The sequence below is a fragment of the Pseudomonas sp. VMV1 genome (assembly GCF_056790235.1).
Map to the genome: position 1 here is coordinate 173193 of NZ_JBXGSE010000002.1, position 25035 is coordinate 198227.

21 protein-coding genes are annotated in these 25035 nt (G+C 65.5%); 6 read left to right on the top strand and 15 right to left on the bottom strand.

The window, feature by feature from the left end:
- Positions 1 to 27 precede the first annotated feature (27 nt).
- The 5 genes from ACUCV0_RS06315 to ACUCV0_RS06335 form a co-directional block, all read right to left on the bottom strand.
- Entirely contained in the window at positions 28 to 834 is an 807-nt protein-coding gene (locus tag ACUCV0_RS06315; protein WP_482212319.1) for an ABC transporter ATP-binding protein, read from the bottom strand.
- Positions 816 to 1829, bottom strand: coding sequence for a FecCD family ABC transporter permease (locus tag ACUCV0_RS06320; protein ID WP_059315780.1), 1014 nt, complete (start codon positions 1827 to 1829; stop codon positions 816 to 818). The genes ACUCV0_RS06315 and ACUCV0_RS06320 overlap by 19 nt, the downstream gene beginning before the upstream one ends.
- Positions 1826 to 2803 carry a FecCD family ABC transporter permease gene (locus ACUCV0_RS06325; protein WP_482212581.1) on the bottom strand — a complete coding sequence of 326 codons (978 nt, stop codon included), beginning with the start codon at positions 2801 to 2803 and terminating at the stop codon, positions 1826 to 1828. The genes ACUCV0_RS06320 and ACUCV0_RS06325 overlap by 4 nt, the downstream gene beginning before the upstream one ends.
- 59 nt (positions 2804 to 2862) lie before the next feature.
- Positions 2863 to 3807 carry an ABC transporter substrate-binding protein gene (locus tag ACUCV0_RS06330; protein WP_482212320.1) on the bottom strand — a complete coding sequence of 315 codons (945 nt, stop codon included), beginning with the start codon at positions 3805 to 3807 and terminating at the stop codon, positions 2863 to 2865.
- A 379-nt stretch (positions 3808 to 4186) separates the two neighbouring features.
- Positions 4187 to 6313 (bottom strand): TonB-dependent siderophore receptor, encoded by a 2127-nt coding sequence (locus tag ACUCV0_RS06335; RefSeq protein WP_482212321.1) that lies wholly within the window; start codon positions 6311 to 6313, stop codon positions 4187 to 4189.
- 164 nt (positions 6314 to 6477) lie between these two features.
- On the opposite strand from ACUCV0_RS06335, the gene guaB reads away from it, so the two are divergent.
- From guaB to ACUCV0_RS06350, 3 genes are all read left to right on the top strand, one after another.
- Positions 6478 to 7947 carry an IMP dehydrogenase gene (guaB, locus tag ACUCV0_RS06340; RefSeq protein WP_059315777.1) on the top strand — a complete coding sequence of 490 codons (1470 nt, stop codon included), beginning with the start codon at positions 6478 to 6480 and terminating at the stop codon, positions 7945 to 7947.
- Positions 7948 to 8034: 87 nt separating this feature from the next.
- Positions 8035 to 9612 (top strand): glutamine-hydrolyzing GMP synthase, encoded by a 1578-nt coding sequence (gene guaA, locus ACUCV0_RS06345; protein WP_482212323.1) that lies wholly within the window; start codon positions 8035 to 8037, stop codon positions 9610 to 9612.
- Between the two features lie 470 nt (positions 9613 to 10082).
- Positions 10083 to 10595, top strand: a complete 513-nt coding sequence (locus tag ACUCV0_RS06350) for a GNAT family N-acetyltransferase (protein ID WP_187980057.1) — start codon at positions 10083 to 10085, stop codon at positions 10593 to 10595.
- A gap of 163 nt (positions 10596 to 10758) precedes the next feature.
- On the opposite strand, the gene ACUCV0_RS06355 is transcribed toward ACUCV0_RS06350, so the two are convergent.
- Complete coding sequence (locus ACUCV0_RS06355; protein ID WP_280305955.1) at positions 10759 to 11856, bottom strand: oxidoreductase; 1098 nt, start codon at positions 11854 to 11856, stop codon at positions 10759 to 10761.
- A gap of 119 nt (positions 11857 to 11975) precedes the next feature.
- Between ACUCV0_RS06355 and ACUCV0_RS06360 the strand changes: the two genes are divergently transcribed.
- A complete protein-coding gene (locus ACUCV0_RS06360) occupies positions 11976 to 12857 on the top strand; it encodes a LysR family transcriptional regulator (RefSeq protein ID WP_482212324.1) in 882 nt (293 codons plus the stop codon).
- A gap of 375 nt (positions 12858 to 13232) precedes the next feature.
- Here ACUCV0_RS06360 and ACUCV0_RS06365 read toward each other — a convergent pair whose 3' ends face one another.
- The 8 genes from ACUCV0_RS06365 to ACUCV0_RS06400 all read right to left on the bottom strand — a co-directional run bounded on the left by ACUCV0_RS06365 (position 13233) and on the right by ACUCV0_RS06400 (position 21904).
- Positions 13233 to 15179, bottom strand: a complete 1947-nt coding sequence (locus tag ACUCV0_RS06365) for a putative bifunctional diguanylate cyclase/phosphodiesterase (RefSeq protein ID WP_482212325.1) — start codon at positions 15177 to 15179, stop codon at positions 13233 to 13235.
- A gap of 413 nt (positions 15180 to 15592) precedes the next feature.
- The gene (locus tag ACUCV0_RS06370) at positions 15593 to 16270 is read right to left on the bottom strand and encodes a type 1 glutamine amidotransferase domain-containing protein (protein WP_482212326.1); all 678 of its coding nucleotides are present in this window, start codon (positions 16268 to 16270) and stop codon (positions 15593 to 15595) included.
- 146 nt (positions 16271 to 16416) lie between these two features.
- The gene (locus ACUCV0_RS06375; RefSeq protein WP_482212327.1) at positions 16417 to 17667 is read right to left on the bottom strand and encodes a hypothetical protein; all 1251 of its coding nucleotides are present in this window, start codon (positions 17665 to 17667) and stop codon (positions 16417 to 16419) included.
- 177 nt (positions 17668 to 17844) lie between these two features.
- Complete coding sequence (chrA, locus tag ACUCV0_RS06380; protein WP_482212328.1) at positions 17845 to 19020, bottom strand: chromate efflux transporter; 1176 nt, start codon at positions 19018 to 19020, stop codon at positions 17845 to 17847.
- Positions 19021 to 19031: 11 nt separating this feature from the next.
- Positions 19032 to 19457: an arsenate reductase (glutaredoxin) gene (gene arsC / locus ACUCV0_RS06385; protein ID WP_482212329.1), complete on the bottom strand. Its 426-nt coding sequence runs from the start codon at positions 19455 to 19457 to the stop codon at positions 19032 to 19034.
- The gene (gene arsB, locus ACUCV0_RS06390) at positions 19454 to 20500 is read right to left on the bottom strand and encodes an ACR3 family arsenite efflux transporter (RefSeq protein WP_482212582.1); all 1047 of its coding nucleotides are present in this window, start codon (positions 20498 to 20500) and stop codon (positions 19454 to 19456) included. The genes arsC and arsB overlap by 4 nt, the downstream gene beginning before the upstream one ends.
- An 87-nt stretch (positions 20501 to 20587) precedes the next feature.
- Positions 20588 to 20911, bottom strand: a complete 324-nt coding sequence (locus ACUCV0_RS06395; protein ID WP_280305967.1) for an ArsR/SmtB family transcription factor — start codon at positions 20909 to 20911, stop codon at positions 20588 to 20590.
- A gap of 69 nt (positions 20912 to 20980) precedes the next feature.
- Positions 20981 to 21904 (bottom strand): LysR family transcriptional regulator, encoded by a 924-nt coding sequence (locus tag ACUCV0_RS06400; protein ID WP_482212330.1) that lies wholly within the window; start codon positions 21902 to 21904, stop codon positions 20981 to 20983.
- Positions 21905 to 21969: 65 nt separating this feature from the next.
- Here ACUCV0_RS06400 and ACUCV0_RS06405 point away from each other — a divergent pair, with 65 nt between their 5' ends.
- Both ACUCV0_RS06405 and ACUCV0_RS06410 read left to right on the top strand, forming a co-directional pair.
- Positions 21970 to 22503, top strand: a complete 534-nt coding sequence (locus tag ACUCV0_RS06405) for an N-acetyltransferase family protein (RefSeq protein WP_482212331.1) — start codon at positions 21970 to 21972, stop codon at positions 22501 to 22503.
- Complete coding sequence (locus ACUCV0_RS06410; protein WP_271655635.1) at positions 22503 to 23663, top strand: MFS transporter; 1161 nt, start codon at positions 22503 to 22505, stop codon at positions 23661 to 23663. Before ACUCV0_RS06405 ends, ACUCV0_RS06410 begins: the two co-directional genes overlap by 1 nt.
- 20 nt (positions 23664 to 23683) lie before the next feature.
- Here the strand turns inward: ACUCV0_RS06410 and ACUCV0_RS06415 are convergent, their stop codons facing one another.
- Entirely contained in the window at positions 23684 to 24997 is a 1314-nt protein-coding gene (locus ACUCV0_RS06415) for a methyl-accepting chemotaxis protein (RefSeq protein WP_059315764.1), read from the bottom strand.
- Positions 24998 to 25035 lie beyond the last annotated feature (38 nt).

A 25035-nucleotide genomic window follows, 5' to 3' on the forward strand; every position in this document is an offset into this window, starting at 1 on the left:
CCGCGCAGCGTTTTCCGGGACCTGTTTTTAATAAGGAATAACCAGCGGCGTACCCGCCAGGGGATTCTCGATCACCGCGCACTTGAGGCCGTACAGCGCCTCGATCAGCTCGGGGGTGACGATCTCCACCGGCGGGCCCTCGGCGAGAATCCGCCCGGCGCGCAGGGCGATGATGTGGTCGGCGTAGCGACAGGCCTGGTTGAGGTCGTGCAGCACCGCCACCAGGGTGCGGCCACCCGCGCGATTGAGGCGGCAGAGCAACTCCATCAGCTCCACCTGGTGGGCGATGTCCAGGAAGGTCGTGGGCTCGTCGAGCAGCAGCAGCGGTGTCTCCTGGGCCAAGGCCAGGGCGATCCATACCCGTTGGCGCTGGCCGCCGGAAAGGCTGTCCACCGCGCGCTCTGCCAGCTCCAGGGTATTGGTGGCTTCCAGGGCGTGCTGCACCGCCGCCTCGTCGGCATCCGTCCAGCCGGCGAAGGCCTGCCGATGGGGATGGCGCCCGCGGGCCACCAGGTCGCTGACCAAGATGTCGTCCGGGGCCACGGCGCTCTGCGGCAGCAGGCCGATGCGCCGCGCCACCTCGAGGGTGGGCAGGTCCTGGATCAGCCGGCCGTCCAGGCGCACCTCGCCGGCGCTGGGGCGGATCAGTCGCGCCAGGCTGCGCAGCAGGGTCGACTTGCCGCAGCCGTTGGGGCCGATGATGACGGTGAAACGGCCATCGGGCAGCCGCACGTCGAGATCGGCGCAGATCGGCTGGCCGCCATAGCCCACGGTCAGACGGTGGGCGGCGAGGCGGCTGGGGGAAGCGTCTTGGCTCATGAGGTCCGCCGCCATTCGCGGCTCAGCAGAAAGATCAGATAGAGGCCGCCCAGGGCGCCGGTGAGCAGCCCGACCGGAATCTGGAAAGGTGCCAGCAGCCGCTGGGCCAGCAGATCGGCGAGCGCCGTGAGGCAGGCGCCGAGCAGGGCAGGGGTGAGGATGCCCAGATCGGCGCTGCGGATCAGGCGCCGGGCCAGCTGGGGCGCCGCCAGGGCGACGAAGCCGATGGGACCGGCGGTGGCGATGGCCAGGGCCGCCAGGGCCACCGCGACGGCCAGCAGCAGATTCTGGCTGGGCAGCACAGCCAGGCCCAGGGCTCGGGCCAAGTCGTCGCCCAGCTCCAGCAGGCGCAGCCGGCGCGCCAGCCAGGCGGCCAGCGGCAGCAGCAACAGGCAGCCGGCGAGCAGGGTCAGGGTGCGGCTCCAGGTCATCATGTCCAGGCTGCCGAACAGCCAGAGCCGGGCTTCCTGGGCTTCATCCAGCTCGGCGCGGGTCAGCAGGTATTCGTTGAGGGAGGCGAGCAGGGCGCTGACGGCGATACCGAGCAGGATCATCCGTTCGCCACGGATGCCGGCCAGACCGGCGAGCCCGGCCACCAGCACCGCCGCCAAGAGACCGCCGGTGAGGGCGCCCAGCATCAGGGCCGCGCCGCCCAGTTGCAGCCAGAGCAGGGTGATGAGGGCGCCGCTGGCCGAGCCGACGGTAAAGCCCACAAGGTCCGGACTCGCCAGCGGATTGCGCGCCAGGCGCTGGAAGATGGCGCCACTCGCGCCCAGGGCCGCACCGACGCCAAAGGCTGCCAGCAGCCGTGGCAGGCGCAAGTCCAGCAGGATCAGGCGGGCCAGGGCATCACCCTGGCCCATGAGGGTGGCGACCACCCGGTGCGGCGTCGGGGCGAAGGCGCCGCCGCTGAGGGTCAGGGTGCAGATACCAATGGCTGCCAGCATGAGCAGCAACAGGCAGGCCTTGAAACGCGCCGAGCGCCGTGGCGCGAAACGATGGCGACTCAAGGGCGCACCCGGCGGGCGGAGCGGATGATCAAGGCGAGCAGCACCGGGGTGCCGAGCAGGGCACAGACGATTCCGGCCTCCAGTTCGCCCGGCAGGGCCACGCGGCGGCCCAGGGTATCGGCCAGCAACAGCAGGTTGGCACCGGCCAGGGGCGCCAGCGCCAGGATCCAGCGCCAGTTGGCGCCCACCAGCAGGCGCAGGGCGTGGGGCACCACCAGCCCCAGGAAGCCGATGGGGCCGGCCACCGCGGTGGCCGCACCGCACAGCAGCACGATGGCGACGAAGGCCAGCAGCCGTAGCTGCCCCGGCCGGGCGCCGAGGGCGCGACCCAGGTCGTCGCCCAGGGCCAGGGCATTGAGGCGGCCGCCTAGGGGGAGGCCCAGCAGCAGGCCGATCAGCAGCAAGGGCAGGATAGTGAGGGCGCCGCCCGGTGTCTGGCCGCTCAGGGCGCCTACCGCCCAGAAGCGATAGCTGTCGAACACCGCGCTATCGAACAGGGTGATGATGCCGGTGCAGGCGTTGAGACTGGCGCTGAGGGCGATGCCGGCGAGGATCAGCCGCAGCGGCTGGCCGCGAGCTGGCGCGCTGCCGCCGAGCAGATAGACCAGGCCGGCGGCCAGGGTTGCCCCCAGCAGGGCACAGGCCAGGCGCGTCGGGGCATCGTCCAGCCCCACCAGCGACAGCCCGGCCACCACGGCGAAGGCCGCCCCGGCGTTGATGCCCAATAGCCCGGGATCGGCCAGGGGATTGCGGGTCAGGGCCTGCATCAGGGCACCGGCCAGGCCTAAGGCGGCGCCCACCAGCAGCCCGAGTAGGGTGCGCGGCAGCCGCAGTTCCCAGAGCACCACGGCATCGGTGGAACCATCGGGCGCGAAGAGCAGGTGCAGGAGGTGCGCCGCCGACAGCGGCCGAGCACCTATGCCCAGGCTCGCCACCACCGCCAGCGCCAGGACGATCAGCAGCAGGAGCAGCACCAGGGCGCCTCGGGCAGAGGAGGCACCCTGGGTAACAGGCGTGACGCGGGCCGGCTGGGTCATGCCACCCCCAGAGCGGTAGCGACCGTCGTTACCACCTGGCGCGCGGCCAGAGGGCCGGCATTGAGGTAGAAGGCGTCGGTATCCACGCGAATGGCCCTGGCCTCGCGCACCGCTTCCAGCCGGGGCCACAGCGGCTGCCGCGCCAGGCTGGCCAGGGCGGTGCCCTGCTCGGCATAGAACAACCAGTCGGCGTCGGCCAGATCCAGCAACTCGGCGCTGACATCCCGCGAGGTACCCTTGAAGCGCTGGGCCGCCGGGCGCGTCACGCCCATGGCCTGCAGCAGCCCACCGGCGAAGGAGTCCGCCCCCATCAGGCGCAGCCGGGCACCACTGGAAAACAGCAGGGAGGCGGAGGGCGGCTGTGTCCCCAGGCGCTGCGTCATGCCGGCGAGATCCCGGTCCAGATCCGCCAACAGGCGCTCCGCTTGTTGCCGCCGCCCTAGGGCATCAGCCAGCAAGAGGAAGTCCGGCCGCCAGTTGCCACCGGTGCCGCGCGCCACCACCGTGGGGGCGATCCGCGAGAACAGCTCCAGGCCGCCGGCCTTGAGCACGGTGCGGTTGAGCACGATCAGATCCGGCGCCAGTCGCGCCAGGGCTTCGAGATCGGGCGCCTGGCGACTACCCAGGTCGACCATGGCCTCCAGCTCCGGCGCGCGGCTGGCAAAGGTGGTGCGCAGATAGCTGGGTGCCAATTCGCGATTGTCCACCCGAGTGGTGCCGGCCGGGATCATGCCCAGGCTCAGGGCGGCGTCCAGCTGGCCGGTGGAAATCACCGCCACCCGCTGGGGTGCGCGGAGGAGGGTGGTGCTACCCACCACATGCTCTACCTGTCGTGGAAACTCGCCATCGGCGACCGCCGCACGCGCGAACACCCGACCGGGCAGGCCGGCGAGCAGGGCGGTACCGGTGGCAAGCTGGAGAAAGGCGCGACGATCGAGCATGACGGGGACTGGCTGAAGACCGAAAGAGGCCCGCCAGGCGGGCCGAGGCGCCGTGACGGGGCGGCTAGGATAGAGCATCACCTCGGGGCTGGCACTCGCTACGGAAGCCAGGCCGCTCCGACCGGCCACCCTCCGCCCCTCTCTACATGGAAGAGGGTGGGGGTGACGGTAGGCTTCTAGCGGATCGCGGCCATGGGCCGCTCCTACAGGCGATGCATCCCTGTTCGTAGCGTGGAAAACCGCGAAGCGTTTTCCACGGGATTGCACATGGCGACCAGTGGCTGGGGCTGCGCCCTCAGCCACCCTAGGGGCAGTGCTCCTGCTTTACGCTTTGTCGCCCTCTCCCCCTGGGAGAGGGCTGGGGTGAGGGAACGGCCGATCAGAAACTCACCGTGGCACTCAACCGCGCTGTTCGCGGCTCACCCACCGCCACCTGCAGCGGGCTGTTGGCGCTCGACGGGTAGTACTCTTTGTCGAACAGGTTGTCGACGTTCAGCTGCAGCCGCGCCTGGTAGCCGGTCACCGGCAGGTCCCAGCGCAGGAAGGCGTCGGCCACGGTGTAGCTGCTCATGTAGAAGCTGTTGGCCGCATCGCCGGCCCGTTCGCCGACGTAGCGGGCACCGCCACCGAGGTGCCAGCCACCCAGGTTGGACGGCATCTGCAGGTGGTGGGTCAGGTAGAGGCTGCCGCTGTGCTTGGGCGCCTGGGGCAGGCGATTGCCCTCGTTGCTGGGATCGTCGAGCACCTCGGTGTGATCGTAGGCATAGGTGGCGATCATGTCCCAGCGCTCGGCCAGGCGACCGGTGAGATCCACTTCCACCCCGCGCGAACCCACTTTGCCGGCGGCCTCGCTGATACTCAGGCCTCCCACGGTGCGGGTGGTCACCACATTCTTTTTCTCGATGTCATAGAGCGCGACGTTGAGGTTAAGGCCCGGCGTCAGGTCGTACTTGGCGCCCACCTCGACGCTGCGGCCCTCTTCGGGCTCGAAGGTGGTGCCGCGGTCGTCGACCGTGGTGTTGGGGACGAAGGAGCGGCTGTAATTGCCATACAGCGACAGCTCATCGGTCGCCTTGAACACCAGACCGGCCAGCGGCACGACGGCATGATCGCGCTTGTCCAGGTTGACCACATGGGTGCTACCCAGGCCCTGGGCGGCATACTGGTCGAATTGCTGATAGCGGCCGCCCAGCACCAGGATCCAGCGGTCGTTCAGGTGCCAGTTGTCCTTGAAGTACAGGGAGGTCGAGTCCAGATCGCTGTCCTGATCGCTCTGGGCGGCGCTGAGCTGGCTGGGCGCCGCCAGGTTGCCGTACACCGGTGCGAAGATATTGATGTTGCGGCGAGACGCCGCGTTGTTGCGATAGGTCTTGCCGCGGTACTGGCTGCTTTCTTCGTGATCGATGCCGACCAGCAGGTCGTGGCGCTGGCCGAACAGCTCCTGGCTGCCGATGAAGTCCCAACTGGTGTACTGGGTCTCGTAGTCGTAGTCGGCGCCGTTGCCGGCGCGCAGCAGGTTGCCATTGGCGGCCAGGGAGATGGGCTGGGCGAAGTTCAGGCTGTACCTGTCATTGTTCCAGGCGTAGATCAGCCGGGTCTTCCAGTCGTCGCTGAGTTGGTACTCGAAGCGCGCACTGGCGGTCTCGGTGATGCCATCGCCCTTGGCCCATTTCTCATCCAGCCGCTTGTTGTAGTCGACGTTGGCCGGATGCCCGTCGACGAATACCGTGCCGCGATCCACCGGGCCGCTGTAATCGTTGTAGGAGTAGGCCAGGGTCAGGCTGGCACGCTCGCCGGTCCAGGACAGCGACGGCGCCACCAGGCTGTGCTGGCTGACACCATAGTTGCGCCAATAGTCCTCGCTCTGGCGTTCGGCGATCAGTCGATAGGCCAGGCCGGTGTCGCCGATCGGTCCGGTGGTATCCAGGCCCAGGTTGCCGCCACCCTCGCTGTAGGCCGAGCCGCTCAGGGTGGTAAGCGGCTGGTACTGCGGTTGCTTGCTGACCACGTTGATCAGGCCACCGGGTTCGAGGGCGCCATAGAGCAGAGAGGCCGGCCCCTTGAGCACCTCGACCCGCTCGGCAGTGGCGTCGAAGTTGTGCGACAGGCTGGAACGTACCCCGTCTCTCAGGATGGAGCCATCGGCATTGGTACCGAAGCCGCGCTTGACGAAGCTGTCCTTGGTGCCTGCCAGGGTATTGCTCTGGGTCACGCCACTGATGAACTTCATGGCGTCATCCAGGCTGCGCACCTCGAAGTCGCCGAGGGTCTCGGGCGTCACCACCTGCACCGACTGCGCCTCTTCCTTGATCGGCACGTCGCTCTTGCTCGCGGTCGAGGCGCGGGTCGCGCGATAGCCCTGGTCGGCCTCGCTGGCCCTGGCGGAGATGTCCATGGGGGCGAGGGCGGTGTCAGCCGCCGCCAGCAGATCCGAACTGGTCGCCAGGGCCAGGGTACTGAAAGCGAAGGGAGCGAAACGGCGAAGGGCTCTGGGCGGCGTGTTCAAGGGCGTTCTCGGGAGGGGCAGGAAAAGTGGCGGCGATTCTAAAGTGATAGTCATTCTCAAGTAAATCGAATCCTCCGACCGTTGGTGTCAGGCGCGTTGCTGCCCATCCCCAAGCGCAGGTATAATGTCGCGCTCCTAAATTTTCCCGCCCGGGAGCGCCCGCCATGCTGCGCATCAGCCAAGAAGCCCTGACGTTCGACGATGTTCTCCTCATCCCCGGCTATTCGGATGTCCTGCCGAAAGACGTCAGTCTCAAGACCCGCCTGACCCGTGGCATCGAGCTGAATATTCCCCTGGTGTCCGCCGCCATGGACACCGTGACCGAGTCCCGCCTGGCCATCGCCATGGCCCAGGAAGGCGGCATCGGCATCATCCACAAGAACATGACCGTCGAGCAGCAGGCCGCGGAAGTCCGCAAGGTCAAACGCTTCGAGGCCGGCGTGGTGAAGGACCCCATCACCATCGACGCCGACGCCAGCGTCCGCGATCTGTTCGACCTGACCCGCCTGCACAACATCTCCGGCGTCCCGGTGATCTCCGGCCGGGACCTGGTGGGTATCGTCACTTCTCGCGACGTGCGCTTCGAGACCCGTCTCGACGTGCCGGTGCGCGAAGTCATGACCCCCAAGGATCGCCTGGTCACCGTGCGCGAAGGCGCCGACAAGCAGGAAGTCCGCGAGCTGCTGCACAAGCACCGCATCGAGAAGGTGCTGATCGTCGACGAAGCCTTCGCCCTCAAGGGCATGATGACCGTCAAGGACATCGAGAAGGCCAAGGCCTACCCCAACGCCAGCAAGGACGATGCCGGTAGCCTGCGCGTCGGTGCCGCCGTCGGTACCGGTTCCGAGACTCCCGAGCGCGTGGCCGCGCTGGTCGCCGCTGGCGTCGACGTCATCGTGGTCGACACCGCCCACGGTCACTCCAAGGGCGTGATCGAGCGCGTGCGCTGGGTCAAGGAAACCTACCCGCAGGTGCAGGTGATCGGCGGCAACATCGCCACCGCCGAAGCCGCCAAGGCCCTGGCCGATGCCGGCGCCGACGCGGTCAAGGTCGGCATCGGCCCGGGCTCCATCTGCACCACCCGCATCGTCGCCGGTGTCGGCGTGCCGCAGATCTCCGCCATCGCCAACGTCGCCGCCGCCCTCGAAGGCACCGGTGTGCCGCTGATCGCCGACGGTGGCATCCGCTTCTCCGGCGACCTGTCCAAGGCCATCGTCGCCGGTGGCTACTGCGTGATGATGGGCTCCATGTTCGCCGGTACCGAAGAGGCCCCGGGCGAGGTCGAGCTGTTCCAGGGCCGCTCCTACAAGTCCTACCGTGGCATGGGCTCCCTGGGCGCCATGTCCCAGACCCAGGGTTCCAGCGACCGCTACTTCCAGGACTCCGCCTCTGGCGCCGAGAAGCTGGTACCCGAGGGCATCGAAGGCCGCGTCCCCTACAAGGGCCCGCTGGCGGCGATCATCCACCAGCTGATGGGCGGCCTGCGTGCCTCCATGGGCTACACCGGTTGCGCCACCGTCGAGCAGATGCGTACCAAGCCGCAGTTCGTGCGCATCACCGGCGCCGGCATGGCCGAATCCCACGTCCACGACGTGCAGATCACCAAGGAAGCGCCTAACTACCGCGTTAGCTGATTCCTAATCTGTTGTTCTTATCGTTGCGATTCGGGGCTGTCTAGACAGCCCCGAATCGTCTGAACCTAGTGCTATCGAGACCTGGCCATGTCCCAAGACATCCACGCCCACCGCATCCTCATCCTCGACTTCGGCTCCCAGTACACCCAGCTCATCGCCCGCCGCGTGCGCGAACTGGGCGTCTATTGCGAGCTGCACCCCTTCGACATGGACGACGCCGACATCCGTGCCTTCGCTCCGCGCGGCATCATCCTGGCCGGTGGTCCCGAGTCGGTCCATGAGGCCGGCAGCCCGCGCGCGCCCAAGGCGGTGTTCGACCTGGGCGTGCCCCTGTTCGGCATCTGCTACGGCATGCAGACCATGGCCGAGCAGCTCGGCGGCAAGGTCGAAGGCTCCAACATCCGTGAATTCGGCTATGCCAAGGTCGACGTGGTCGGCAAGAGCCGCCTGCTCGACGGCATCCAGGACCACCTCGACGACGACGGCGTGCTCGGCCTGGACGTCTGGATGAGCCATGGCGACAAGGTCGGCAAGCTGCCGGAAGGCTTCCACATCGTCGCCAGCACCCCGAGCTGCGCCATCGCCGCCATGGGCGACGACGAGCGCGGCTGGTACGGCGTGCAGTTCCACCCCGAGGTGACCCACACCAAGCAGGGCGGGCGCATCCTCTCGCGCTTCCTGAAGGACATCTGCGGCTGCGAAGCCCTCTGGACCCCGGCCAACATCGTCGAGGACGCCATCGCCCAGGTGCGCGCCCAGGTCGGCAGCGCCAACGTGCTGCTGGGCCTCTCCGGCGGCGTCGACTCCTCGGTGGTCGCGGCCCTGCTGCACAAGGCCATCGGCGAGCAGCTGACCTGCGTCTTCGTCGACAACGGCCTGCTGCGCCTGCACGAGGGTGACCAGGTGATGGCCATGTTCGCCGAGAACATGGGCGTCAAGGTGATCCGCTCCAACTCCGAGCAGCGCTTCCTGACCAACCTGGAAGGCGAAGCCGACCCGGAGAAGAAGCGCAAGATCATCGGCCGCACCTTCATCGACGTCTTCGACGCCGAAGCTAGCAAGCTCGACAACATCAAGTTCCTGGCCCAGGGCACCATCTACCCCGACGTCATCGAGTCGGCCGGCGCCAAGACCGGCAAGGCCCACGTCATCAAGTCCCACCACAATGTCGGCGGCCTGCCCGAGGAGATGAACCTCAAGCTGGTCGAGCCGCTGCGCGAACTGTTCAAGGACGAGGTGCGCAAGATCGGCCTGGAACTGGGGCTGCCCTACGACATGGTCTACCGCCACCCCTTCCCGGGTCCGGGCCTGGGCGTGCGCATCCTCGGCGAAGTGAAGAAGGAATACGCCGACCTGCTGCGTCGCGCCGACGATATCTTCATCAGTGAACTGCGCAAGGCCGACTGGTACCACAAGGTCAGCCAGGCTTTCGTCGTCTTCCAGCCGGTGAAATCCGTCGGCGTGGTCGGCGACGGCCGCCGCTACGCCTGGGTCGTCGCCCTGCGCGCGGTGGAAACCATCGACTTCATGACCGCCCGCTGGGCCCATCTGCCCTACGAGCTGCTGGAAAAGGTCTCCAACCGCATCATCAACGAAATCGACGGCATCTCCCGCGTCACCTACGACGTCTCGAGCAAGCCGCCGGCGACGATTGAGTGGGAGTGATCCCGCGTCCGGCATAGACCGGTACGTCTAGCAGAAGAAACCAAAAGCCCGCGTAATTGCGGGTTTTTGGTTTTTGGTTTTTGGTTTTTGGTTTTTGGTTTTTGGTTTTTGGTTTTTGGCTTTTGGCTTTTGGCTTTTTGATGAGGGTGAATCCTGGCAGGCTCTACGAATTGCGCCGCACGGCCAGCGATCATACGTCGAGCGCGCCACAGGAGTGTCTAGACTCTTAGGTGGAAAGTTGCATCTGACTTGACCAGCCATTTGCATCGGATGTGACTAACCCCACGGGTAGGTCTTGACCGGCAGGAATCGACCCAAAGCAGCCGTTAGCGTAGGGCGGCTAGCGGCCAGAAGCGGACGTCGACCAGCGCCCGCTACCGAGCCGTAGCTTCCGTACAGGTGGATGCTCGCCTGAGGTGTGCGAGGTAAAATCGGAAGCCACATCCAGTAGGCCTGAAAGATCGTAACGCATGCCTTCCTACTACCTGCGGTTGAGTCGTATACAAGACACGGCGGATTTATGTCGTATCTCAGCTGAGGCACGCTTGCGCTACAGGGCTTTTCCGTCTCTTGCGCACATCGCTGAGACACCTGCATTGTCACCTGCAAGGCTTGAAGCCTGTCGTGTCGTGGTTGCGCTCGATAGCGAGAGCCAGAAGATACTTGGATTTGTCGCAATGCGGGTGCTGGACGAGCTTTTGTATCTAGACAACATATCCGTCGAATCGAGTGCTTCAGGGATGGGCATTGGGGCAACGCTGCTTTCGGTAGTCATAGAGCATGCTAAAAGCCTTGGGGTTCGCGCGGTAAGTTTGACGACCTTTCGTGAGCCTCCTTGGAATGGGCCTTGGTTCCGAAAGCACGGATTTTTTACGATGCCCGCTGCTTGCATAGGTGAAGGATTAAAACAGGTTATGGCTCGCCAACGGCTAACCCTGGATGCCACAACCCGAGAAACGTTATGGCGCATCCTATGCGATTGATAAGCGAATCATTCCAGGCACCCTAGGACTTATTTGCCATCCGCTCAACGCACTCAGGAGAGCGGCAGCCTGTCATCACTAGCTGTAGAGCGCCAAAGCTGTCATTGCCTTAGGGCGGCTAGCGGCCAAAAGCGGACATTCTCGCCCGCTTCTGACATTGCTATTAAGCCAAAGTCAGCTCGCTACTCTTGATGTTCGCGATAGGCCCCAAGATCGAGGCGTCAAACTCATCTAGAGGTTCTTTTCTGGCTAGCCGCTGCGGCAGATCCGGGTTTGCAAGCGCAGCCTTTCCGATTGCAATGATATCGGCACCTTCCTCCATCACGGATGACGCATGCTCAGGCGTATGCAAGCCACCATTTGCAATCAACGTCACCTGCGGGGCATAGCGACGAGAGAGAGAGACTAGGGTGCTCTGGCCGGAAGGAAATGCCGGTTTCCAGGCTTCGTGTTCCGTGACGTGAACGAAGTCCACTCCAGCATCGTTGAGTGAGCCAAAGATCACATCAGCAGCCTGCTCTCCCTCGGCCCATTTGTGCTCGTAATCATTGACCTTGCTCTGCGAGATTCGAACGCCCACGGGCACAGTGCCTACCGCCTTCCTCACCGCTTTTATCACTTCGAGGGTCAGGGAGATTCGAGCCTGTACGGAGCCGCCCCAACGGTCGTTACGTTGATTTGTGTAGTCAGTGAGGAATTGATCAAGCAGGTATCCGTTCGCTCCGTGGATTTCGATGCCATCGAAATTAGCGGATTCGATGGCCAGGGTTGCAGCCCGAGCAAAGCCCTCGATGGCGTCGGCAATATCTTCTTCTTTCATGGCGCGGGGTAGGGGGTACTGACCCTCGCCGTAGTAAAACTTCATCTGTTCTCCTTTCGGGCGCAGTGCCGAGGGTGCAGCCGGAGCGTCGACGAAGCGGTTGCCCTGGCTGAGGGCCCCTGCGTGCATGATCTGCGCGAAGACTGCACCGTGGTGAGCGTGGATACTGTCGGTAACTGCTCGCCAAGCCTGTGCCTGCTGATCATCGGTAATGCCGGGCTGGAAGGGGTAACCCTGCGAGTGCTTTTGATCGGTATAGATGCCTTCCGTAATGACCAGGCCAAAGCCTCCTCGGGCAAAACGCTCGTAGTACCGAGCCATTTCCTGGGTTACGTGACCTGTCTCGGTGGCGCTGACGCGCGTCATTGGAGCTACCGCCAAGCGGTTCCTCAACAAGCGGCCTGCAATATCATATGGAGTTAGAGTTTGTGGGTTAGGCATCGTCGTATCCTCTCTGTGCTTTTTTGCCGATCAAGGCAAGGTGAAAAGGCTAGACATTGATGACGGTAATGGGAATCGGGCGAACCGGATAAGGCGCTTTAACAGAAAGCGATACAAACATGCAGATTTCAGACGTTGAAGTGTTTGCGGCTATTGCTGAAAGCTACAGTCTTTCTGGTGCGGCTCGGCGACTTGGGCTGTCTCCCATGACCGTGTCACGGCGGCTTGCTTCTCTTGAGCAAGAGTTGGGTGTGCGATTGGTGCACCGCACCACTCGCTCAGTTTCGCTCACGCCTGAAGGGGAGGTTTTTCTGCCATTTTCAAAGACGCTTGTCAGCGCGAGCGAGGCGGCGAGAGTCGCCCTGAAGACAAACGCAGGAACTGCCAGCGGCGTGTTGAAGGTGACTGCGCCGACAGTGTTCGGCCAGGCCGTCGTCATGCCGCTTATCTCGTCATTGCTGGCCGAACATCCTGCGCTGCAAGTCGACCTGCACCTTTCGGACAGCATCGTGGATATTGTTAGCCTGGGAATCGACGTGGCCATTCGTATCGCGACCCTGCGCGATTCCGCTTTGGTTGCTCGCCCGCTGGCTCCCAATCCCCGCGTGCTGTGCGCAAGCCCCGCTTACCTAGAGCAGCACGGCGTGCCTAGGACGTACGACGACTTGTACCGCCATCGCTGCATAGCGCTTCACGGTATGCCGCATTGGCCTTTCGTACGGGAAGGGAAAATAGTCGGCTTCAAAGGTGAAAGCGTATTTTCTGCGAATAGCGTCGAAGCAGTACGCACCGCGAGCAAACAGGGGCTGGGGTTAGCAATGCTCACCTATTGGGATGTTCGTGACGATATTGAGAAGAGCAGCTTGCGGCTAGTGGAGCTGGACGACGCTACTCCCGAGCAACTCTTTATCACTGCTGTGCTTCCAACCCGGCAACAGGTACCGCATCGTGTACGTATTTTCCTCGACCAGCTAGAGGCATCCCTGAGCCGTCCGAAGTGACCGCTATTGGCCGGTAGCTGCTCACCGCCAACGTCCGCTATGGGTCGATAGCTGTCGCTTGTCGACGTCCGCTTCTTGTCGCCAGCAGCCATGGGCTGATCACATCACGGTATTCATGTTCTAGGCCCGGCGGGCCAAGTGTGTCGCGTAAGCGAGTATGTCTCTATCGGCTTTCCGGGGGCTTCAGGATTGCAGGGTTAAGCCCATGCTCAACGGCCTAACCTAAACTTCTTGAAGATTCTGAATGAAGTGGCATGAGTGCCTAAGTAACCCAAGCAGAGCAAGGTGTTGAGGGGTACGGTTGTGAACGGGCGTGGCTGAACCAGAGGTCGCTGCCTGGACAAGAGCTCGCGTCGCACCTGATACCTTTGCGAATCAAACCGCCAACACCTCAGCCAAATGCTCCCCTTCCAACCAACCCCTGATATCACTCGCGCGCATAGGCTTGGCGAACAGATAGCCCTGGGCCCAAGTACAGCCTAGATTCTTCAGCGCCCCCAGTTCCGCAGCGGTCTCCACCCCTTCCACGATGCATTCCAGCTGCATGTCCTGGCACAGGGCGATCAGGGATTTGACGATCTTAAAGCTGGCCGGGTCGAGGTGAAGGTCGGTGACGAAGGTGCGGTCCACCTTCAGTTTGGTCAGCGGCAGGGCGTGGATCTGGCTGAGGCTGGAATAGCCGGTGCCGAAGTCGTCGAGGGAGATGCCGCAGCCCAGTTCGCGAAAGCGGCTGATGGCGCGCTGGGTCTGGGGCAGGTCCTGGATAGCGGCGGTTTCGGTGATTTCCAGGTCGAGGCAGGCCGGGTCGAAGCCGCGGTGCTTGATCAGTTCGACGATCTGCTGGGCCGCCTCTTCCGAGCCGCAGTCGTGGGCGGAGAGGTTGAAGGCCAGGCGGATGCCCGTGGGCCAGCGCACGGCCGCGTTCAGGGCCTTGCTCAGCAGGGGCAGGGTGAGGCGATTGACCATGCCGACGCGCTCGGCGGTGGCGATGAAATCACCCGGTGGCACGTTGCCCAGCTCCGGGCTTTCCCAGCGCGCCAGGGCCTCGAAGGCCACCGTCTGCTTGCTGTGGATGTCCACGATGGGCTGGAAGACCATGTAGAACTCGCGCTCCAGGTCGGCTCGGCGCAGGGCCTGTTCGGTCAGGCCTTCACGATTGAGTTGCTGGCGATGGGCGGTGCTGAACAGGCAGGCCGTGCCGGGGCGGTGGCGCTTGCTCTGGTACAGGGCGTAGTCGGCGTGTTCATAGACGTCCGTGGCGGTAAAGGCTTGGTCGGGAAAGGTCGCGATGCCCAGCGAGCCACTGATCTGGATGGGCATGTCCACCAGCAGGAAGGGCTCGCGCAGGCTGGCGCAGACCTTTTCGCCAAAGGTCCGCAGCTGCTCGTCGTTCAAGACCCGGGTGATGATGAGGCTGAATTCGTCGCCGCCCAGGCGGGCCAGGTGGACGTCCTCGTCGAGCCGTCCGCTCAGGCGCTGGCCGACCTGATAGAGCAGCCGGTCGCCCACGCTATGGCCATAGATATCGTTGACCGGCTTGAAGCCGTCCAGATCGATCAGGCCCACGGCCAGGCGGGTCCCCTGCGCGCGCGCATCGGCCAGCAGGCTATCGAGGCGGGCAAAGAACTGCCGGCGGTTGGCGAGGCCGGTCAGGCTGTCCTGGTTGGCGAGCTTGAGGTTTTCCTCGCTGAGCTTGGCTGTTTGCGCCTGCATGTTCACCAGGCGGGTGAAGTCACCGTACTGCGCCTTGAGGATGACCAGCATGGCGATGGACACCAGCAGGACGTCGATCGCCGTGGCCACGAAGGTGCTGATGGTGGTGGAGGCGAAGAACACCACGAAGGCGGTGTTGACCACGGCGGTGGTGGCCAGGGCCGCAGGCAGCAGGTGCATCATGCAGAAGATGCAGCCGATCACGGTGATCGCCATGTAGAAGCCCACATGCGCCTGGGTATAGCTGTCGCCATAGGGAAACAGTGCCAGCGCCCAGGCGGTGAAGGCCGAGGCCACGATGGGCGCGAGCCTGTTGGTGCGCTTCAAGGCCGTCAGCATCTGCGCCGGACTGCGTGGCTGATTGCGCGTGCGGAACCATTCGGCCGCCCGGATCACGCCGAAGAGGGTCATGATCAACGGGCAGTAGAGTACCAGCCAGCGTGGCGCGACGGCGTAGTGGGTGCCGGCCAGCATCAGGGTGTTGGTCAGCAGGATGAAGTACATCATCGGCAGCTGGCGCGACAGCGCGAGGTATTGCGCCTTGACCAGGCCGGGATTGTCCTTGGGCACGGACATCAGGACGCGCACGCCGAGCAGGATTCTCTTCATCGGGCAATGCTCTGAAAATACGACCAGGTAACCAACTGCACGGATATCCTTTCCAGCCTGGGCGGAGCAGGGTTGAAGGCTGCGCTCATGGGAGGGTGTCGGCTGGCGCTTGGATTTCTGCAACCTTGGCGACTAATGGCACTTTGATCTTGTTCGAGTTGCCAATCGTCATAGTTATAGGCGAGGCGAGCGCCGGTGAACAGCCTGGACGATTGCCGGCGACCAAACGCTTGGCGTAGACCTCCAGTGGTCGTTCAGCAGTGAAAACAGGGGCGCCTGGCCGGTCCGCCTGAGTAGTCGGGAACGGGACGCAGCCTTGTGCTCAGCTCTCCCGCGCAGGAGCGGCCAGGTCGGTGGTGATGGACCTCAACGAAAAGCCCGCCATTAGGCGGGCTTTTTCAGGTTCGGGACGCTCAGCCCAGCTTGGTCAACAGGGCATCCGCCGCCGCTTCCGAACTGGCTGGATTCTGGCCGGTGACCAGATTGCCGTCTTCCACCACGAACTCGCCCCAGTCCGCGCCTTTCTCGTAGCGGGCGCCGAGCTTCTTGAGTTCGTCTTCCACCAGGAAGGGCACCACGTCGGTGAGTTGCACGCCGGCTTCTTCGCTGTTGGTGAAGCCGGTGACGGTGCGACCCTTGACCAGCGGGGTGCCATCGGCTGCCTTGACGTGGCGCAGCACGCCGGGAGCGTGGCAGACCAGGGCGAAGGGCTTGTTGGCCTGGGCGAAGGCTTCGAGCAGGGCGATGGAATCGCGCGATTCGGCGAGGTCCCAGAGCGGGCCGTGGCCGCCGGGATAGAAGACGCTGTCGTAGTCCTCGGCCTGCACCTCGGCGAGCTTGACGGTGTTGGCCAGGGCCTGCTGCGCCTCGGGATCATTCTTGAAGCGTTCGGTGGATTCGGTCTGGGCGTCGGCGGCGTCGCTCTTGGGATCCAGCGGCGGTTGGCCGCCGGCGGGGGAGGCCAGGGTGATCTCGGCACCGGCGTCCTTGAAGACGTAGTAGGGAGCAGCGAATTCTTCCAGCCAGAAGCCGGTTTTCTTGCCGGTGTCGCCGAGCTGGTCATGGGAGGTCAGGACCATCAGGATCTTCATCGCGCGTTCCTCGTGTTCGAAAGGGTATCGCTAGACAGACCCTGGGTCCCTGCTGTGAGTGCCCGACTTCTTCGGCAAGCCACGAATACCTCACAGAAGCAGCCGGCGAGCCGCCCGGTTGGGGCGGCTGTGCCGTTCCGGGGAGATCAACCCCAGCCGAGGGTACCGCCCGGCTCATAGCGCTCACGGGCGGAGACCGTGCTGGCGACGTCATCGAGGTTATGAACGCCTACCAGTTGGATCAGGGAATCAAGGTTGTCGACCTGGCCTTCGTAGCCGGCATCACGGAAGACATAGGTGTCCTGGCCGTAGTGGAAGACTGCGGCATTGACCAGGCCGGTGGTGGACTGGGTCACGGTGTTGAGCGCGGCGAACAGGCTGGTCGCCTTCGCCAGGGCGGCGTCCTGGATGGTGACCACGGCTTTCTCGTCGTACACCGCGAAGCCGAAGATGATGTGGTCATCGTTCGCGTTGTAGTCGGTGACCGTCACATGGTTGGCGGCCAGGGAACGGTTGGCGGCGGCGCTGCTGCTGCCATCGAAGTTGACCAGACTGGGATCGAGGGTGAGGTAATCGGGCCCTTCGCCCAGCGTAATGGTGGCCCCGTGGCCGTAGCTGCCGCTCAGGTTGGCGTTGTGGGCGGCCACGCCCTTGGTGAACAGCAGGTCGACGTAATCGTTGCCAGCGCCGGCGTTGATGATGACGTCTGCCTGCTGGATATGGGCGCTGATATGGTCGCCACCGGCGCCGGTATCGACGGTGATGGCCTTGACCCGTGAGTGGGCGAGAGAGGTGACGCTTTCCAGTTCCGCGGCGGCGATGGTGCTGACGCTCACCGAGTCACGGCCGCTGCCGGTGATCACGCTCTTCAGGAAGGCGCTCTGGCTGGCATAGGTGTAGTCATGGCCTTCGGTGTAGCCATGCAGGAAGTCAATCGATAGGCCGGCAGTGGAGGTAGAGCCGTCGAAGGTCTGCAGGCCATCGAAGTTGTCCAGGGTGATCAGATCGCTTTCATTGAACTGATTGGTCGGCACGTCGGTGAGGCTGACGGTCAGCTTGGCGATGCTTGAATCCAGGGTGCTATCGCTGGCGGTGGCGCCGCGGGTATGGCCGTCGAGGCGGGTGACCTGGTCTTCCCAATGACCGGTCAGGGTCAGTTCGCTCAGGGTCGAGCCGGCCGCATAGTGCGGGCCCTTGGCATCGAAGGTCTTGGCGAAGCCTACCTGCTCGGGGGCGGCATTGATGTCGAGCGTGAGACGCGGCTGGCTGTGGAAGGCGTAGTAGGTGACGCCATCAGCGGTGCCGGCCGGCTTGGCGGGCGCGGCGGCCAGGGGCGCCTTGGCGAAGGCAGAGGTGAAGAGAGGAGCGGCGGTGTCCAGGGGATTCTTGTAGGTCATGGCGGTCATCCTTAATGCATGTCAGGCCGAGCGCTCGCTGGACACGTTCTCGCGCAAGGCAAGACGTTTCTGACAGCTGAACGTCACGCCGACAGTGCCTAGCTTTTCACGGAGCTACAGCGAACCACACCGCAATTTCATCGGGCCACTAGTGGCACGCCGCCAAACGGTAGTGCGCTAAAAGTTCAATAGACTGACGAATAGGACGACCAGCAGCGCGATCAGTACCGGGGACCAGCGGGTACGCAAGAGCAGCGCCAGGGCCAGCGCGGCCAGGGCGACGTCCAGCAGGCCGTGGATGGCACCCGTCCAGACCGGATCGTAGAGCGCCGCCAGCAGCAGGCCGACCACGCCGGCATTGAGCCCGGTTAATGCGCGTTGCCAGCCGAGGTGCTGGCGCAGGCTCTGCCAGAAGGGCAGGGCGGCAAGCAGGAGGAGGGTGCCGGGCAGAAAGATCAGCAGGGTCCAGAGCAGGCCGTTGAACCAGGCGGGGAGCGCCGAGGGCACCAGGGCGCCAAGGTAGGCGGCAAAGGTAAACAGCGGTCCGGGCACGGCCTGGGCGAGGCCATAGCCGGCCAGCACCTGGCCATCGCTGACCAGGCCAGTGGGGACCACCACCGCCTGCAGCAGCGGTAGCACGACATGGCCGCCGCCGAACACCAGGGCGCCGGCGCGGTAGACGCCCTCGCCTAGGCTACCCCAGGCGGGCAACAGCAGAAGCGGCAGCAGGAACAGCAGCAGGGCGACGACACCCAGGCGCCGGGAGGGTCCCATTTGTAGGACCAGGGCCGGCGGCGTGGCAGTCGGCGCCAGTGCCAGGCGACCGACCAGGGCGGCAAGCCCCAGCCCCAGTAGCTGACCGGTTGAGCCAGGCAGCCAGAGGGTGAGACCGGCAACGATCAGGGCGACGACGCGGGGCCGGGTATCCGGGCACAGCGTGCGGCCCATGCTCCAGACCGCCTGGGCCACTACCGCCACGGCGAAAACCTTGAGGCCATGCACCGCCGCCGAGTCGGCCAGCTCTGGATAGCGGGCGAGACCGAGGGCGAAGAGGATCAGCAATAGCGCGGAGGGCAGGGTGAAGCCTAGCCAGGCCGCCAGCAGGCCCCAGCCCCTAGCGCGGCCCAGACCCAGGGCCATGCCGACCTGGCTGCTGGTGGGGCCGGGCAAGAGCTGGCAGAGGGCGACCAGCTCGGCGTAGGCGGGCTCGTCCAGCCAGTGCCGACGAGCGACGAAGGCCTGGCGGAAATAGCCCAGGTGGGCGATGGGGCCGCCAAAGCTGGTGCAGCCCAGGCGCAGAAAGATCAGGAAGACCTGCCAGGCGCTGTCCTTATCGCAAGCAATGTCGCGCATGGCGGCCCCGATCAGCCGCGCGGCGCGGCAGGCGGTACCACCACCTCGCCGTCTTCCTTGACGAAAGGCCCGCGCTGCGGCTCGGGCAGGATCTCCAGCACCTGCTCCGAGGGCCTGCAGAGCCGGGTGCCCAGTGGCGTCACGACGATGGGTCTGTTGATCAGGATGGGATGGCGCAGCATGGCGGCGATCAGCGCCGCGTCGTCCAGTTGCGGATCGTCCAGCCCCAGCTCGGCGTAGGGCGTACCCTTCTGGCGCAGCAGGTCGCGCACGGGCATGCGCAGGTCCGCGATCAGCCGTTCCAGCTGCGCCCGATCGGGCGGTGTCTCCAGGTAGCGGATGACCGTCGGCTCGACGCCGCTGTTGCGAATCAGGCCCAGCACGTTGCGCGACGTGCCGCAGGCAGGGTTGTGATAGATGGTGATGTCGCTGCTCATGGGCGGTCTCGACGGGAGGAAAGGGCGCCACGTTCGTACCAGCCGCGTGAACCGTTCACCAGGCGGACGACCAGCAGCATCAGGGGCACCTCGATGAGGACACCCACCATGGTAGCCAGGGCGGCTCCCGAGTGGAAGCCGAACAGGCTGATGGCGGCGGCCACCGCCAGTTCGAAGAAGTTGCTGGCGCCGATCAGCGCCGAGGGACAGGCGACGCTGTGGCTCTCGCCCACCAGGCGATTCAGCCAGTAGGCCAGCGCCGAATTGAACAGCACCTGGATCAGGATGGGCACGGCCAGCAGGGCGATAACCAGCGGCTGCGCCAGGATGGCCTCGCCCTGAAAGGCGAACAGCAGCACCAGGGTGGCCAGCAGCGCCGCGATCGAGAGCGGCCCCAGGCGAGCCAGGGTGCGGTCGAAGGCGGCCTGGCCCTGGCGCAGCAGCGCGCGCCGCCAGAGCTGGGCGAGGATGACCGGCAGCACGATGTAGAGGACCACCGAAATCAGCAGGGTGGCCCAGGGCACCGCGATCGACGACAGCCCCAGCAGCAGGCCGACGATGGGGGCGAAGGCGAACACCATGAGGGTGTCGTTCAGCGCGACCTGGGACAGGGTGAACAGCGGATCGCCCTGGGTGAGCCGACTCCAGACGAAGACCATGGCGGTGCAGGGCGCCGCCGCCAGCAGGATCAGGCCGGCGATGTAGCTGTCCAGCTGCTCGGTCGGTAGCCAGGGGGCGAAGAGCTGGCGAATGAACAGCCAGGCGAGCAGGGCCATGGAGAAGGGCTTGATCGCCCAGTTGACGAACAGGGTGACGCCAATCCCGCGCCAGTGATGACGTACCTGGCCCAGGGCGCTGAAATCCACCTTGAGCAGCATCGGCACGATCATCACCCAGATCAGCAGGCCGACCGGCAGATTGACCTGGGCCAGCTCGATCCGGCCGATGAAGCGGAACAGGCCCGGTGCCAGCTGGCCGAGGGCGATGCCGGCGACGATGCAGAGCGCCACCCAGAGGCTGAGGTAACGCTCGAAGGTGTTCATGGCGGGTGCTGCCGGTGGGCAGGCGTGGGGACTGTGCATGGCGGCGGGCCTGGTCGGATGATCGGTGGATGGGTGCGGGTCGGCGGATCAGCAGGCACAGCGCGGCGATTCGCTGACCACGCAGTCGCCGCCGGCGCAACAGTGCTCGGTCAGATAGCCGAGCAGGGCATTCATGTGCTCGTAGGCCGCCCGATAGATCAGGTTGCGTCCCTGGGACTCCACCGTGACGAGACCGGCGTTGGCCAGTTCCTTGAGGTGGAAGGAGAGGTTGCTGCGAGCCACCTCGAGCTGGTCGGCCAACTGGCTGGGCATGAGGCCGGCCGTGCCGGCGACCACCAGGGCGCGGAAGACCCTCAGGCGCTGGGCATGGGCCAGGGCGGCGAGGGCGGATACGGCGAGTTCTTCCTGCATGATTCGATAATTCAATGATCGTTGAATTATCGAATCATAAGGCGTGGCGGCCGCCTGGTCGAGCCCTGCTCAGCGACGCAACCGCCGGAGCGCTTCCAGCACCTGCTGCAGCGGGCGGCTCAGGGGTTTGTCGCGGCGCAGCACCAGGGCCAGGGTGCGGGTCAGGGGCGGCGCCAATGGCTGGACCCTCAGGCCGTGGCGATGGTGCTCGGTGGCCACGGCGATGCCGGGCACCAGGCTGTAGCCGAGGCCGGCGGCCACCAGTTCCTTGAGCGCCTCGATGCTGCCCAGCTCCATCACTGGCCGGCTGGCCTGGCCGGCGCGGCGGAACCAGTCGTCGATCAGCAACCGGGTGCTGCTGCCGGTCTCGAAGGCCAGCAGCGGCGCCTCGGCCAGTTCCGCCGGGGCCAGCGCACCTGTCGGTAACGGACTGGCAGGCGGGAGCAGGGCGACGAAGGCATCCTCCAGCAGCGGCTCCACCTGCAGGTTGCGGCCACTGGCGGGCAGGGTGACCAGGCCCAGGTCGAGGCGGTTGTCTTCCACCGCCCGCAAGACGTCCAGGGTGTTGCCGGTGCTGACCCGCACGTCCAGCTGGGGAAAGCGCTGGCGCAACTGGCCCAGCAGCGGCGGCAGGAGATGGATGCAGGCGGTTGCGCCAGTGCCGATGGCGACCCGTCCGCTGACCGTCTCGCCATGGCTGGCCAGGGCCTGCAGGGCCTGGTCCACCGCCGTCTGGATCTGTTCGGCGTGGTCCAGCAGCAGACTGCCCGCGGCGGTGGGCTTGAGTCCCCGTCCCAGGCGTTCCAGCAGCTTGAGACCCAGGCGCCGTTCCAGCTGGCGGATCTGCAGGCTGACCGCCGGCTGGCTCAGCCCCAGGCGATCGGCCGCGGCGGAAAAGCTGCCGGTGGTGACGACCTGAACGAAGGTCTGCAGCTGGGTGAGGTTGAGATCGGCCATGCCAAGGTTTCGCTTATACCGGTGATAACCGAGCATAGCTTTATCTTTGGCTGGCCGTCCCGGCATGATCGCTTCATCGACCCCGCGAATGGACCTCTCCCGTGAACACCGCTCTGCAGTTGCGCGATGCCACCCCCGCCGATCTGCCGGCCATCCAGGCCATCTATGCTGAACACGTGCTGCGCAGCTGCGCCAGTTTCGAGCTGGAGCCGCCGGACCTGGCCGAGCTGGAGCGCCGGCTGGCAGCGGTGCGCCAGACCGGGCTGCCCTACCGGGTGGCCGAACGGGACGGCGCGGTGGTGGGCTATGCCTATGCGGTGCTCTATCGCCCGCGACCCGCCTATCGCCATACCGCGGAAGACTCGGTGTACGTGCGTGAAGGTTTCGGCGGCCAGGGCATCGGTCGGCGGTTGCTGGAAGAGGTGGTCGCGGCCTGCACGGCGGCGGGCTTTCGCCAACTGGTGGCGGTGATCGGCGACAGTGCCAACCAGGGCTCCATCGCCCTGCACCAGCGCCAGGGCTTTCGCATGGTCGGTACCTTCGAGGCGGTGGGCTTCAAGCACGGCCGCTGGGTGGACACGGTACTGATGCAGCTAAGCTTGGGCGAAGGCGATCGCACCCCGGGTACGCGTTGATGACGCCGATGCCGAGCGACCGCGCCATCTGGCAGCTGGGGCTGATGCAGCTGTTGGCCTGGGGCCTGGCCTTCTATCTGCCCGGGGTCTATGGCCCGGCCATGGCGGCGGGGCTCGGCTGGGACGCGCGCTGGGTCTATGGCGGCTTTTCGCTGGCGATGCTGACCATGGGGCTGGTGTCGCCCTTCAGTGGCGCGGTGATCGAACGCCTGGGTGGCTGCCGCACGCTGCAGCTCGGCCTGGTGCTCGATGCCCTGGGCTGTCTGGGTCTCGCGGCCGCTCAATCGGCGCCACTGTTCTACCTGGCCTGGGTGACCCTGGGCGTGGGCATGCGGTTGTCACTGTACGACGCCGCCTTCGCCACCCTGGCGCGGCTGGCAGGGGAGCGCTCGCGGGCAGTGATGGTGCGCATCACCCTGCTCGGCGGCCTGGCCTCGGCGGTGTTCTGGCCCCTGGGCCACTGGCTGCTGGAGGTGCTTGGCTGGCGCTTGGGCCTGGTGGTCTATGCCGGCATCGCCCTGGCCGGCCTGCTGTTGCTCGTGCCGCTGCCCAATGTCCGCGGACGTTTGCCCAGTGCCGAGTTGCCGCCCGCGGTGGCGGGGGGTTCGCCACGCCTGGCTGGGGTGCTGTTCGCCACCGGGATGGCGTTGATCGGCTTTCTTTCGGCGGGGCTCTCGGCCCATCTGCCGGCGCTGCTGGCCGAGCGGGGCGTGCCGGTCGGCGTGGCCGCGCTCTGGGGCATCGGCCAGGTTTGCGCACGGCTGGCGGAACTGGCGTCCGGACAGCGGCTGTCAGCGCGCCAGCTCAATCTGCTCCTGGGTCTGGGGCTGCCGCTGAGTTTCGCCCTGGCCCTGGCGAGCGATGGTCATCTTCTGCTGACCGCCGGCTTCGTCTTTCTCTATGGCGCGCTCAATGGCCTGGTGGCGGTGCTGCGCGCCAGCCTGCCGCTGGAGCTGTTCGACCGGGCGCTCTATGCGCGACTCACGGGGAAGTTGTTGGCGCCGAGCTTCCTGCTCTCGGCGGCCGCACCCTGGTGCTATGCCCTGGCGCGGGAGAGCTGGGGTGACCGTGGCCTGCTCGGGCTGTGCCTGCTGGTCAGCCTGGGGGTGACCCTGGCCGCCGTGGGGCTGCTGGGGCGACGGCGTCCGGCTCCGGCCTGAGGCGGGAGCCAGGGCAGGGCTCAGTTCAGTCGACGGGCGAACTGACCCACCGCACCCACCACGCGCTGGGCACCGTCCTGGATCTCGGTGATGCGGGTGCCAGCGGCGTTGGCCAGCTGCAGGCCCTGTTCCGCCTGATGCTTGCTGGCGGCCATGTTGGCCACGGCGGTCTGCGCCAGCTGCTGGTTCTGCTGCACCACCCCGACGATCTCCTCGGTGGCCTTGCTGGTGCGACCGGCCAGTTGGCGGACCTCGTCGGCCACCACGGCGAAGCCACGGCCTTGTTCACCGGCGCGGGCGGCCTCGATGGCCGCGTTGAGGGCCAGCAGGTTGGTCTGCTCGGCGATGCCGCTGATGGTCTTGACGATGGTGCTGATGACCAGCGACTGCTCGCCCAGGGCCTCGATGCCATTGGAGGCCACCTGCAGTTCCTCGGCGATCTTGCGCATCACCGAGACGGTGTCCTGCACCACCTCGGCTCCCTGACGGGCGCTCTCGTCGGTCTGCTGGGAGATGTCGAAGGCCACCTTGGCCGCTTCGGCCACCGCCTGTTCCTGCTCCACCTGCTCGGTGATGACGGTGGCGAATTTCACCACCTTGTACAGCTGGCCACGGGTGTTGAGCACCGGGTTGTAGGAGGCTTCCAGCCAGACCGTGCGGCCGTGGCTGTCGATCCGCTTGAAGCGGCTGGCGATGAATTCGCCGCGGTTCAGTCGCGCCCAGAACGCCTGGTAATCGGCGGAGTTGGCTTCCTCGCTGGTACAGAACAACCGGTGGTGCTTGCCCTGGATCTGCTTGAGCGAATAGCCCATGCCCTGCAGGAAGCGGTCGTTGGCGGTGAGCACCTCGCCGGCCAGGTTGAATTCGATGACGGCGGTGGAGCGCAGCAGGGCGTTGATCAGGCCGGAGTGCTCGGTGGAGGTCTCAACCTGCTCGGTACGATCGTTGGCGAAGCAGATGGTCTTGTGGATCCGGCCCTGGGTGTCGCGCAGCGGCTGCCAGGTCGAATAGAGCCAGGCCTCCTGGCCATTGGAGCGCAGCAGGCGATACATGCCACTGGTCTGGGTGCCTTGACTGAGGGCGCTCTTGAGGTCGCGGTAGCAGGGCAATTGTTTGACGTATTCGGGAATGAAGGCGTCCAGCGGACGACCGACCACATTCTCGGGGCGGTAACCCATCTCGCGGCAGAAGCGCTCGTTGACGCGCTCGATGTTGCCACGGTCATCGACAGTAAGACTGAGTGCCTGGCTTTCGAAGCCGGCGTGCAGTTGACGCAGTTCGGCGACCTCGGCCCGTAGTTGGGCGAGCTCGGTCTTCAGATGGCGATTGAACATGGCAGGACACCGACAGAAGTGAAAGTATGACTTCTACT